Below are 11,843 nucleotides of genomic sequence, written 5' to 3' on the forward strand. Positions count from 1 at the left end.
GCGTCGGTCATTGCTTCAGCGCCCCGAAGGTCAGGCCGCGCACCAGATGTTTCTGGATGGCGATGCCCATGATCACCGGCGGCACGGCGGCGATGAGGCCGAGCGCGGCCTTCGCGCCATAGAGCTGGCCGGTCATCGAGGACGACAGCGACGCCATATAGACCGGGATCGTCACCCATTCGCGCGTCGTCAGCAGCAGGCCGATCAGATAATCCGACCAGTTGAGAATGAAGACGAACAGAGCGGAGCTGGCGAGCGGCGCGCGCATCATCGGCAGGGTGATGCGGGTGAAGACGCGGAAGCGCGAGCAGCCCTCGACGCGGGCGGCGTCTTCGATTTCGCGCGGCATGTCGTCGAAAAACGTCTTCATCAGCCAGAAGGCGAAGGGCAGCGTGACGATGCCATAGATCAGCGCCAGGCCCCACCAGGTATCGACCAAACCAAGAAACGCCCACATGATCATCACAGGGATCATCACCGCCATGGGCGGAAAAAGCCGGAGCTGGATGAGAGCCAGCGGCAGATTCTGCCCGGAACCGAAGCGCGACAGGCCGTAAGCGGCGGATGTGCCGGCGATCATGGCGATCAGCGTGCCGAACACGGCCGAGAGCAGCGACGACAGGATGGGTTTCGTCGCCGTGCGGTCGAGCGCCACGATCAGGTCGCTGGACGAGGTGCCGAAGATGAAACGGAAATTGTCGAGTGTCGGCTCTTTCGGCCACCAGGTGAGATCGGCGCCGGCGGCCGACCATTCGGCGATCGGCTTGAAGGCCATCGAGGCCATCCAGAGAATGGGCACGAGCGTGATGGCCACCGCCAGAAGAATGGCGCCATAGCGGAACAGCTCGAAAACGAGGGAACGGGACATGGATAAATCACATAATTTTCGGGCGCGATGAAGAGAGGCGCATCAAGCGCCTCTCCCCGGCTCGTTGATGCCTCAGGCGGCGTCGGTGATGGTCGGCCAGGCCGCCTTGTTGGCCTTGATCGCCTCGATCAACTTGTCCTCGCCGGTGCGGCGGGCGATGCGCTTCCACTGTTTCTCGGTGTCGGCCATCGCCTGTTCCGGGCTCTTGGCCTTGGTCAGCGCCGCCATGAGGTTTTCGTCGAGCGCATTGTGGAAGGCGGTGGCGCCGGGATAGTTGATGGTCGGCACGGTCCGCGCCACGCTCTCCCTCACGATGTCCATATGATAATCGTGATAGGTCTCGCGCACGAGCGGATCGGAGAAGTTGGCGAGCTGGAACGGATCGAAATAGCCGCCCGGATTGGCCGTCATCCAGGAATAGATGCGGCTGGAGCCGAGCCATTGCAGCAGCAGATAGCAGGCTTCCGGATTCTTGCTCTGTGAGGACACCGAGGCCGACAGATTGAGCCAGAGCACGGTGCGCTGGATCAGCTTGCCGTCCACCTCGCGGCCGGGCGGCAGCATCGAGCCGACCTTGCCGGTAACCTTCGAGCCGGTGTTGCCGGCATTGTCGAGGAATTTCGGCAGGTTGGAGAAGGCGCAGGTCATGGCGGCGCCGGCATTGGCGAAGTTGCCATACTGCTCCGGCCAACCCCAGGAGATCGCATCCGGCGAATGATGCGAGAGCGAGTCGACATATTCGAGCGTGGCGGCGACGCCGGCGTCCGAATTGATCAGCGGCGCGCCGCTTTCGTCGAACAGATACTGGTTGGGATTGCCCATCGACACATAGCGCTGATACCAGTTGGTGTAGCCCCAGCCCTGATTGCGCAGGTCGGTCGAGCCGAACAGACCCTTGTCCGGACGATGGAAGAAGGCGGCGATCTCGGAATGCTGTTTCCAGGTCTTCGGCGGCGCGAGCTCATAGCCGTGCTTGTCGGAAAAGGCCTTCTTTTCCGCTTCGTCGTTGAACAGGTCGGTGCGATAGTTCCAGGTCTGGAAGTCGCCGTCCAGTGACACGCCATAGGTCTGGCCGCGATACTGGTTGAGCAGCGACACGCCGGCCTGGCCGCCGACATAACCGCGCTCGGGATCGTCCCATTCAGGCTTGTGGGCCGCGACATAGTCGTCGAGCGCGATGATGCCGCCGGTTTCGGCGAGATCGCCCAGACGGTTCCATTCCACCGCATAGATGTCGAAGGCTCCGCCCTTGGTGGAGATGTCCTGCATCGTCTTGGTGAATTCCTGGCCGTTGGGAACGCCGACGATTTCCAGCGTGATGCCGGTCTCCTTTTCCCAGAGTTCCTTGATCGACGGCGCGCCCTTGGGAAACGGCTGCGTCAGCTGGCCGATCGAACCGTCGGATAGGCCGAGCACGATCTTGGCCGGCGCCTTGCCCGCGCCCTTCAGCGCTTTGGCCGCCTCGATCGCCCTGCCCTCGGGCGTGTCGGGACCATATTGGTAGCGCTCGGCGCCGGCGAAGCCGGTCGGGCCGCCGATCATGCCGGGGGCCAACGCATCCGCCGCGAACGCGCGGCCGGGTCGAATGAATTGCGGGGCGATGCCGATGGCGGCGGTGACGCCGGCCAGTCGTGAGGACGCGCTCAGAAGCCGCGTCGCGACACGCGAAACGAAGTGGACATATTTTCCTCCCTTTGCAACGGACCTCCCATCCGCTGCGTGATGGATATTGATTTTATCATGAGGCGATGTCAACATCAAAAAACATCATTGGCTTCCGTTGGCAAATCATTCTCCATCATAAACGACGCCACAGCGATTACGGAACCGCGCAACGTGTTGAATAGATGAAGAAATATGATGGCGTGCTTTCGGTGGAGAATCTGCGCGTCCTGCAAAATCACTTGCGTGGCGCCGAGAACGGATTACATCATTTTACATCATCATCGCTGACGGGAATCATGGGCTTGCGATCGACACTCTTTGATATTGCGCGGGAATCGGGCGTCTCTACCGCCACCGTCGACCGCGTGCTCAACAATCGTTCCGGGGTCAGCGAGCGCACCCGCTCGATCGTGATGGAAACCGCCAAACGCCTGGGTTATTTCGGCGGCGGCGACGCCTCGTCCGAGCGCATCAGGCTCGATTTCGTGCTGCCCCAGGGCACCAATTCGTTCATCAAGACGCTCAAAGCGCAGATCGAGCGGCAATGCGCGGCGCAGGAAATCATCGACTGTCGTATCCATGAGGTCGAGGGTTTCAACCCGATCACATTGGCCGACACGCTGATGGGCCTTCGCGGCGAAAGTCAGGGCGTCGGCCTCATCGCGCTCGACCACCCCGCCGTGCGCGAAGCCATGCGCATGCTCGCCGATGCCGGTGTGGCCGTTGTGACGCTGGTGTCGGATATCCTGCATGTGCCGCGCACCGGCTATGTCGGCATCGACAATCGCGCCGCCGGTCGCTTAGCCGGCTATCTATTGGGGCGTTTCCTGCCGCCCGGAGAGAATCGTAAAGTCGCGCTGTTTGCCGGCTCGCTCTCCTATCGTGGCCATGAAGAGCGCGAGATGGGCTTCCGACATATCCTGACGGAAGAATTTCCGCACCTGCAGGTGGTCGAATTGCGGGAAGTCCGCGACGACCGGCAGCGCGCCTATGAGGAAGCTGCGGCGCTGCTGGCGCGCCATCCCGATCTGGTCGGCATCTACAATATCGGCGCCGGCAATGCCGGCATCGGCCAGGCGATCGCCGAGGCGGGCCGGCCTAAATCCATCATCTTCATCGGCCACGAACTGACCGAATCCTCGAAACTGCTGCTGCTTTCAGGCGCGATGGACGCGGTCATCGACCAGAATCCGCGCGTCGAGGCGCGCGAGGCCATCGCCATGCTCAGCCATGCCGTGCTTGGAAAGCGCTTCGACTATCACGCGCCGCGGCTGCAGGTGGTGTTCCGCGAAAACATCCCGGAGCTCTGACTTCTCCCCAGCGCGCTCCATCTTGCCTCATCCGAGGAAAAGCATTACACACTTATTAACCATGGGGTGACTGACATGCAGCATGAACGGGCCGAAAGCGCTGGTGTGGCGGGCGATGGCGACGCCGCCAACAACAACGACGCCGTGAACGCAAGACTGGTCGAAATTCTCAAGGCCAACACAGTGCGCGCCAGCGGCGCGGCCGATGCAGCGCTGTTGCCCAAGCGCGGAATCTTCTCACAGATCTTCGCCATGATCGGCCTCGTCGGCCTGATGGCGGTCGCTTACGTCTATGGTCTCGTGGTCGGCAAGGACGCCTGATTCCCACACATTGCCGAATGTTGAAAAGGGCTCCTCGTGGAGCCCTTTTGGCTATTTCAGACCGTCACATATTTCCGCCAGTCATGCTCTTCCTTGAAACCGAGAACCTCACGGATCTTGCGGTTGGAAAGCAGGCTTTCGAATTCGCCGATTTCACGGGTGAACGGCACATTCGGATAGTAGCGCGCCGCCAGCTCGCGGCTCGGCGTATCGGCCGACACCGTGTCGTTGACGGCATTGAACACCTGATAGCCCATGCCGTCCTTGCCGATGCAGAGATGAACGATCTGCCCGAGGTCGCGCGCGTCGATATAGGACCAGGCGATCCGCTTGCGAATTTCAGGATTGGCGAAATAGCGCGGAAAGTCCGCATATTCATGCGGCTCGATCACATTGCCGATCCGAAGCGCATAAATGTCGGCGCCCGAGCGTTCGGCGAAGGCGCGCGCGGTCTTCTCGTTGACCACCTTCGACAGACCATAGGAGTCCATCGGGTTGACGTCGTAGTCTTCGTCGAGCGGAAACTGATGGAAGTCGCGATGTCCCTCGGCGAAGCAGACGCCATAGGTGGTTTCCGACGACGCCACGATGATCTTGCGCACGCCGAGTTTCACGGCCGCTTCGACGACATTGTAGGTGCCCATGGTGTTGACGCGGAAGGTCTCGTTGTCGGGCTTGATGAGAATGCGCGGGACGGCGGCGAAATGCACCACGGCGTCATAGGGCTGAACGCCCCGACCGTGATCGAGGTCCGGGAAATCGCGATGCATCGACAGCGCGTTGAACACCTGGCCGGAATCGGTGATGTCGACGATGAGGTTGGTCACCCCGGGGCTGTCGAGCGGCGCGAGATCGAGATTGTGGACCTCATAGCCGGCATTGATCAGCCATGGCACGACATGACGGCCGGCTTTTCCGGCGCCGCCGGTGAACAGAACACGTTTTTTCAAAACAATCCTCCCCTGATCCGCCTCCAACAGGCGAACGTGATGTCAGGCAGGAGTGATACGCGCGAAAACCGAATTCGTTCAAGCCCGAAGGGCGAAAGCCGTAGCTTTCACCCTCGGCTTTTACGCTTCAGAGCAGGGTCACGTCGAGCGCGGCGGGATTGGCGAAGTCGTCCTGGGCGGCGATCAGGTGCAGTTCGCGCCGTCCCGCCTTCATCGTCTTGTCGAACAGCGCGAAGATGCTGGACGCCGTGCGCGACAGGCTGTCGGCGAGCGAGGCGCCGGAAAGCCGATGCGCGAGAAACAGCGCCGAGGTGCAGTCGCCCGCGCCGTTCGGGGCCGGATCGATCGCCAGTCGCGGCGTCGACACCAACGCCTGCTCGCCCGAGCAGTGCGAGGCCAGCATCTGGATCTGGTCATCCCCGGTCTTGTCGTGAATCAGCGAGGTCAAGAGCACGATCTCGGGACCCATCTCATGCGCCGAACGGCAGGCGGCTCGCGCCTCTTCGAGCGTCGTGATCGTCCGCCCGGTCAAAAATTCGAGTTCGAACTGGTTCGGCGTGATGATCCCGGCGCGCGGCAGCGCCCGGTCGCGGAAAAATTCGGGAATGCCGGGACGCACGAAGAAGCCGCGGCCGACATCGCCCATGACGGGATCGCAGAGCCAGAGCGCATTTTCCGGCAAGCGGTCGAGAAGCGACAAAATGATTTCGCCGATCGCGGGATCGCCGAGATAGCCGGTCAGCAGCGCGTCGGCGGTCGCCAGCGCGCCGCGCTTGTCGAGCCCCTCGACGATCGCCTCGATATGGGCGGGCGCAAACACGTCGCCGGTCCATTCGCCATAGCCGGTATGGTTGGAAAACTGCACCGTGTTGATGGCCGTCACTTCATGGCCGAGCCGTTGCAGCGGAAACACCGGGCGCGATTTCCGACATAGCCATAGGCGACATGGGATTGGATGGACAGGATCTGCTTCATGGGGGCATCCGGGCAAAGGCGGGAGGGACGTCAAAACGAAAAACCCCGCTGTCTCCAGCGGGGTTTCACAATCAGTCTCGTCGAGACATTACTCGATGATCGAGGCGACGATGCCGGCGCCGACGGTGCGGCCGCCTTCGCGGATGGCGAAGCGCAGCTTTTCTTCCATCGCGATCGGAACGATCAGCTCGACTTCGACGGTGATGTTGTCGCCCGGCATGACCATTTCGGTGCCTTCCGGCAGCGACACGATGCCCGTCACGTCCGTCGTGCGGAAGTAGAACTGCGGACGGTAGTTGGTGAAGAACGGCGTATGACGGCCGCCTTCTTCCTTGGTCAGGATGTAGGCTTCGGCCATGAACTTCTTGTGCGGCTTGACCGAGCCCGGCTTGCACAGGATCTGGCCGCGCTCAACGCCGTCGCGCTGGACGCCGCGCAGCAGCGCGCCGATATTGTCGCCGGCCTGGCCCTGGTCGAGCAGCTTGCGGAACATTTCGACGCCGGTGCAGGTCGTCTTGGCGGTGGCGCGGATGCCGACGATTTCGACTTCTTCGCCGACCTTGACGATGCCGCGCTCGACGCGACCGGTCACCACGGTGCCGCGGCCGGAGATCGAGAACACGTCTTCGATCGGCATCAGGAAGGGCTGGTCGATCGGACGTTCCGGGGTCGGGATGTAGGCGTCGACGGCGGCCATCAGTTCGCGGATCGCGTCTTCACCGATCTTCTTGTCGGAATCTTCGAGGGCGGCTAGAGCCGAACCCTTGATGATCGGGATATCGTCGCCCGGGAAGTCGTAGGACGACAGAAGTTCGCGGACTTCGAGCTCGACGAGTTCGAGAAGCTCGGCGTCGTCGACCTGGTCGACCTTGTTGAGGAACACGACGATGGCGGGGACGCCGACCTGACGGGCGAGCAGGATGTGCTCGCGGGTCTGCGGCATCGGGCCGTCGGCGGCCGAGCAGACGAGGATCGCGCCGTCCATCTGGGCGGCGCCGGTGATCATGTTCTTGACGTAGTCGGCGTGGCCGGGGCAGTCGACGTGGGCATAGTGACGGTTGGCCGTCTCATATTCGACGTGCGCGGTCGAGATGGTGATGCCGCGGGCCTTTTCTTCCGGAGCGGCGTCGATCTGGTCATACGCCTTGAACTCGCCGAAATACTTGGTGATCGCAGCCGTCAGCGACGTCTTGCCGTGGTCGACGTGACCGATCGTGCCAATGTTCACGTGCGGCTTATTCCGCTCAAACTTACCTTTTGCCATTCTTGCTTCCTCGAGATCAAAGGACGGGCCTGCCAGCGCATGGGTCCACGCCGGATTGCGCAGCCGTTTAGAGGTTTCGACGCAGGAGCGCAAGCAAAATCGTTGAGAAAGGATGAAGGGCCGGTCAGACCGATTCGCTGCGTTTGGATCGCCGAACCGGGGAAAAAACCGCGATGCGAAAAAACCCGCCGCGGCCAAGCAGTTACACACGGGAATTCAAGACATGCATGAAGAAGAAACTGGAGCGGGTAGCGGGAATCGAACCCGCGTATTCAGCTTGGAAGGCTGCTGCTCTACCATTGAGCTATACCCGCCTCGCGATCCGATGACGAATGGTGGAGAGAGTTGGATTTGAACCAACGTAGGCTGAGCCAACGGATTTACAGTCCGTCCCCTTTAACCACTCGGGCATCTCTCCGTTTTTCGTCGTCCGGATCAAGCGACCAAGCATTCTCGAAAGCAGTTGTTCGCTGCGTTCGTGGGGGTATATGACCGCCCAACCGAAAACTGTCAACATGGCTTTCCAAATTTTTTGTCGGCTATTCACAAAACCGGCATACGACGCGGCGCCTCCCAAAAAGACTGTGATTTCATGAGCAAAGACACCAAGACCCCGAAAGATACGCATTACGCAAACCTCCGGCGCGCCGTGCGGGACCAGAAGCGCGAGCGCGGCGAACTGCCACCCGCCCCGGCTTTCAAGCGCAAGGGGCCTGTGGATAAAAAGCCGGCCTCGCCGGGCGGCGACCTCGTCTGGCTCTACGGCATACACACCGTGCGCGCGGCCCTCGACAATCCCGCACGCAAACTCCTCTCTCTCAAGGCGACGAAGAATGCGCTGGCCAGGCTGGAGATCAGCGACGTCGAGGCGCAGCCTTTTCCGATCGAGATCGTCAGCCCGCAGGATATCGACAAATTGCTGGGCGACGACGCGATCCATCAAGGCGTGCTGTTGGAAACGCGCCCTCTCCCGGTGCGCAAGCTCGATTCGCTCAAGGAGCGGCCGCTGATTCTGGTGCTCGATCAGGTCACCGATCCGCACAATGTCGGGGCGATCCTGCGCTCGGCCGTCGCCTTCGACGCGGCCGCCGTCGTCACCACGGAGAGACATTCGCCGGCGGAATCGGGTGTGATGGCGAAGTCGGCTTCCGGCGCGCTCGAACTCATCCCCTATATCCAGATCACCAATCTGGCCGACGCGCTGGAAGAGCTGCACCGCCTCGGCTTCGAGACGATCGGTCTCGATTCGGAGGGGCCCCAGCCGCTCGAACAGACTTTTTCCAAGGAAAAGGTGGCGCTGGTGCTGGGCGCGGAGGGCAAGGGCCTGCGCCAGAAGACGCGCAACACCTGCACCGCGCTTGCCCGGCTGGATATGCCCGGCGCGATCAAGTCGCTGAACGTCTCGAACGCCGCGGCCATCTCGCTTTATGCGGCGCGGACGCATCTCATGAAATAAAGCCGGCGCGCCCGGCCGCAACGGACGGGCGCAATCTCCTCACGACGCCAGATGGCAGACGGTAGATCCCGCTTCGGGCGTAATGGTCGCCGCCGCGCCGTCCCAGACCAGCTTGGCCTTGTAGGTCACCACGCTCGGGACCTTGTCGATCTCGGCGGCGGCGTCCGGATTGGCCTGTTTCTCCTGATCATACTCCGCCTTGCAATCCGGAATCGGCGCGACCTCGCCGAGACCCGTGGCGCGTTTGACCTCGCCCAGGCAGGTCGCGTCGCCGGAATAGAGCGAGCAGGAGGCGGAATAGACGCGGTCGAAGGTCAGCGTGATCTTGTCGCCATCCACCGCGATGTCATAAAAATCCTGGCCGGCGAAGGCGTCTTCGAACAGCCGCTTCATCGCCGACTGATCATAGACCACGAAAGGCAGGCCGCCGTTGACGCTGTCGGGCGCCTGGAAAAACACGAATTTGCCTTTCGAACCGAGAAAATAACCGGCGGTCTCGTCTTTGACCGGCTTTTCGTCCTTGCCCGCGTCTTTCTTGCACGCCGCGGTTTGCGGCGCGATGGACAGGCTTTCGGCGCCCTTTTCGCCCAGATCGACTTCCTTGACCATATAGCCCGGGAATCGATAGCAGTTGACCTGCGGCTGTATGTCCGGATTTGCCTTGTCGGCGGGAAGCGGTTCGGTGTCGATGAACAGCGGCGCATCGAATTTCGACGGCGGCCGTCATCCTTGATGTCGCAGGCCACCGGCGCCTTCTTGCCTGTGGTGAAGCTCAGCGTCTCCTCGTCGCCCGCCAGCGTATAGGCGCCGTTGGTGAAGGAAAACCCCTCTTCGGTCTCGGCTTCCGGCAGACTGACCTTCTTTCCGTCCGGCAGGGTGAGGTCGACGCCGGCCTCGGTGAACACGCCATGAAGCTCGGTTCCGTCCTGGCAGGAGATGGTGACGATGTCGGCGACATCCATCGGTTCCTGGGCCTGATCGTCTGACGGTTGTTCCTGAGCGAAAGCAGGCCCGGTCGCGAGCATCAGGCTTGCGGCCAGCGTCAGCCCGCCCTTGCGTGAGAGTGTTCCGAATCGATGCAGAAACGTCATGTCTCATCCTCTCCCGAAACCCGATCGCAACCAGTTTCAAAGGTCTCGGTTGCGATGGGCGCGCATCTTACCTCTACTGAGGATGGGATAGCGCATGACGCGCAAGTTGAACATGGATTATCGAGCATGACCCCTTATCGCTTCGCACGCATTTTCGGCGCTGTGGCCTTTTTGCTGGCTGCGCCGCTCGTCCTTCGAGCTCCCGCGATCGCCGCCTCGACCAACCCTCTTCTCGATTTCCAATCCGATCCGCTGACGCAGTCCTTTCGCGACGGCTACCAGGGCGTGTCGGGCGCGACGGTGAATGTCGATGTTCCCTATGGTCTCGACGACGACCAGAAATACGACGTCTATCTTCCCGAATCGCGATCCTCGGCGCCGGTGATCGTCATGGTGCATGGCGGCGACTGGTCGGGCGGCGACAAGCAGGAGTCCGCCGTCGCAGGCGCCAAAGCCGGCTACTGGGTCGCGAAAGGCTATGTCTTCGTCTCGATCAATTATCGGCTGCTCCCCAAGAAAGATCCCTTGATCCAGGCCGCCGACGTGGCGCTCGCGCTCGCTTCTGTGCAGAAGAACGCAGCCAGCTGGTCCGCCGACGCCGGCAAGATCGTGCTGATGGGCGCCGGGGCCGGCGGCCACCTGACCGCCCTTCTCTCCTCCAATCCCTCCCTCGCCGCCGACCAGGGAGCCAAGCCCTGGACTGCGGCGGTGGTGCTGGAAACGCCGGCGCTCGACATTCCGGCAATCATGCAATCGAACCATTCCGCCGTCTATGCCACCGCCTTCGGCTCCAATCTCGAATATTGGGAGGATTCCTCGCCGACCGACCTTTTGGCGACGAGCGGCTTGCCGATGATGGTCGTATGCTCCGCCGAAAGCGCCAGCGATTCCTGCGGCAAGGCGCGAGCATTCGCGTCTGCGGCGGAACGGAAGGGCGTCTCCGTGACGGTCTCGCCTCAGAGTGTCTCCTCGGGCGACGTCAACGCCCAACTCGGCGTGGCCACCAGCTACACGGCGATGGTCGACGACTTCATCCAGTCCGTTCTCTGACGGCGCAGGCCGGCGCGACGGAGACGATTTTCTGCTTTACACGAAGAGTGAATCTGCTATTCCGAGCGCGGATGCCCTTATAGCTCAGTTGGTAGAGCACCTGATTTGTAATCAGGGGGTCGCGAGTTCGAGTCTTGCTGGGGGCACCACCGAATTCAAGCAGTCGAGGCGGGTCTCCCGATATGGGTAGCCCGCCTTCTTCGTTCTTAGCTCGAATTCGCGTGAGAACCCACGAATTCCGGTGCTTTACTTGCGGCGATTCGCTCCCTCTTACGTTTCGATCGCGATTTTCCGAAATTTTCTCGGAACCACCTTCAGGCCTCCGCGTTGATCCGGGGAACAAACGAGGTGGATCATGAAGGACGATACTTTGTCGAATGGCCGACAGGCCCTGGAGCAACAACTCGCCACGCTCCGCGAGCAGATTTCCGATATTTCGGAAGCTCTGTCGGGGATGACGAGCGATGCGGCGGATGCAGCGCGACCGCGCCTGCGCTCGGCGTCGAAACAGGCGCGTCGCGCCGCCCACACGCTGCGTGTTCAGGGCGAAGACGCGATGGAAACAGTCCGCGCGCACCCGGGCACGGCGACGTCCATCGCGGTCACGGCAGGCCTGATCGGCGCAGCCATCGGCTATCTCGCAGGCGCGGCAAGCGCTTCCGAGCCGCCGCGCTCGAAATGGCGTTTCTGAGGGAGCGCTCATGAGCAGGAACAATGCGCTTTATCTGATTATCGGCGCACTCGTCGTCGCGGTGATCGGATTTTCGGTCTACGCCTATCGCGAGGAAAGCAAACCCGAAGGCGTCGAGCTGAAGCTCAACGAAAACGGCGTCTCGGTCGAAAGCAATTGATCTGAAGGGCCGGCCTCGCGCCGGCCCTTTCGATTCTCTCGC

Annotated in this window: 12 protein-coding genes and 3 tRNA genes; 7 read left to right on the plus strand and 8 right to left on the minus strand. The window is 61.7% G+C overall.

Annotated elements, in window-relative coordinates:
• Positions 1-7: 7 nt before the first annotated feature.
• Both H2O14_RS02195 and H2O14_RS02200 read right to left on the minus strand, forming a co-directional pair.
• On the minus strand, positions 8-868 hold the full coding sequence (locus H2O14_RS02195; protein WP_182826346.1) for a carbohydrate ABC transporter permease: 861 nt from the start codon (positions 866-868) through the stop codon (positions 8-10).
• 72 nt (positions 869-940) lie between these two features.
• Entirely contained in the window at positions 941-2,626 is a 1,686-nt protein-coding gene (locus H2O14_RS02200) for an extracellular solute-binding protein (protein WP_182826347.1), read from the minus strand.
• Positions 2,627-2,835: 209 nt separating this feature from the next.
• Here H2O14_RS02200 and H2O14_RS02205 point away from each other — a divergent pair, with 209 nt between their 5' ends.
• Positions 2,836-3,843: a LacI family DNA-binding transcriptional regulator gene (locus H2O14_RS02205; RefSeq protein WP_182826348.1), complete on the plus strand. Its 1,008-nt coding sequence runs from the start codon at positions 2,836-2,838 to the stop codon at positions 3,841-3,843.
• Positions 3,844-3,918: 75 nt separating this feature from the next.
• Positions 3,919-4,164, plus strand: coding sequence for a hypothetical protein (locus H2O14_RS02210; protein ID WP_182826349.1), 246 nt, complete (start codon positions 3,919-3,921; stop codon positions 4,162-4,164).
• A 56-nt stretch (positions 4,165-4,220) separates the two neighbouring features.
• Here H2O14_RS02210 and H2O14_RS02215 read toward each other — a convergent pair whose 3' ends face one another.
• The 5 genes from H2O14_RS02215 to H2O14_RS02235 all read right to left on the minus strand — a co-directional run bounded on the left by H2O14_RS02215 (position 4,221) and on the right by H2O14_RS02235 (position 7,771).
• On the minus strand, positions 4,221-5,114 hold the full coding sequence (locus tag H2O14_RS02215; RefSeq protein WP_182826350.1) for an NAD-dependent epimerase/dehydratase family protein: 894 nt from the start codon (positions 5,112-5,114) through the stop codon (positions 4,221-4,223).
• Between the two features lie 127 nt (positions 5,115-5,241).
• A complete protein-coding gene (gene pdxY, locus H2O14_RS02220) occupies positions 5,242-6,027 on the minus strand; it encodes a pyridoxal kinase PdxY (protein WP_312858536.1) in 786 nt (261 codons plus the stop codon).
• A gap of 150 nt (positions 6,028-6,177) precedes the next feature.
• Entirely contained in the window at positions 6,178-7,353 is a 1,176-nt protein-coding gene (gene tuf, locus H2O14_RS02225; RefSeq protein WP_182826351.1) for an elongation factor Tu, read from the minus strand.
• A 240-nt stretch (positions 7,354-7,593) separates the two neighbouring features.
• Positions 7,594-7,667, minus strand: a tRNA-Gly gene (locus H2O14_RS02230).
• 19 nt (positions 7,668-7,686) lie between these two features.
• Positions 7,687-7,771: transfer RNA gene (locus H2O14_RS02235), tRNA-Tyr, on the minus strand.
• 174 nt (positions 7,772-7,945) lie between these two features.
• On the opposite strand from H2O14_RS02235, the gene rlmB reads away from it, so the two are divergent.
• Positions 7,946-8,809: a 23S rRNA (guanosine(2251)-2'-O)-methyltransferase RlmB gene (gene rlmB / locus H2O14_RS02240; RefSeq protein WP_182826352.1), complete on the plus strand. Its 864-nt coding sequence runs from the start codon at positions 7,946-7,948 to the stop codon at positions 8,807-8,809.
• A gap of 39 nt (positions 8,810-8,848) precedes the next feature.
• On the opposite strand, the gene H2O14_RS02245 is transcribed toward rlmB, so the two are convergent.
• Positions 8,849-9,418, minus strand: coding sequence for a hypothetical protein (locus H2O14_RS02245; RefSeq protein WP_182826353.1), 570 nt, complete (start codon positions 9,416-9,418; stop codon positions 8,849-8,851).
• 608 nt (positions 9,419-10,026) lie between these two features.
• On the opposite strand from H2O14_RS02245, the gene H2O14_RS02250 reads away from it, so the two are divergent.
• The 4 genes from H2O14_RS02250 (at position 10,027) to H2O14_RS02265 (ending at position 11,801) form a co-directional block, all read left to right on the plus strand.
• Positions 10,027-10,950, plus strand: a complete 924-nt coding sequence (locus H2O14_RS02250; RefSeq protein WP_182826354.1) for an alpha/beta hydrolase — start codon at positions 10,027-10,029, stop codon at positions 10,948-10,950.
• Positions 10,951-11,023: 73 nt separating this feature from the next.
• Positions 11,024-11,099 (plus strand) — tRNA-Thr (locus H2O14_RS02255).
• Positions 11,100-11,305: 206 nt separating this feature from the next.
• The gene (locus H2O14_RS02260) at positions 11,306-11,641 is read left to right on the plus strand and encodes a hypothetical protein (protein WP_182826355.1); all 336 of its coding nucleotides are present in this window, start codon (positions 11,306-11,308) and stop codon (positions 11,639-11,641) included.
• Positions 11,642-11,651: 10 nt separating this feature from the next.
• Positions 11,652-11,801, plus strand: coding sequence for a hypothetical protein (locus tag H2O14_RS02265; RefSeq protein WP_182826356.1), 150 nt, complete (start codon positions 11,652-11,654; stop codon positions 11,799-11,801).
• Positions 11,802-11,843 lie beyond the last annotated feature (42 nt).

The sequence above is a fragment of the Rhizobium sp. G21 genome (genome assembly GCF_014158035.1).
In the GTDB taxonomy this organism is placed as follows: Bacteria; Pseudomonadota; Alphaproteobacteria; order Rhizobiales; family Rhizobiaceae; genus Rhizobium_E.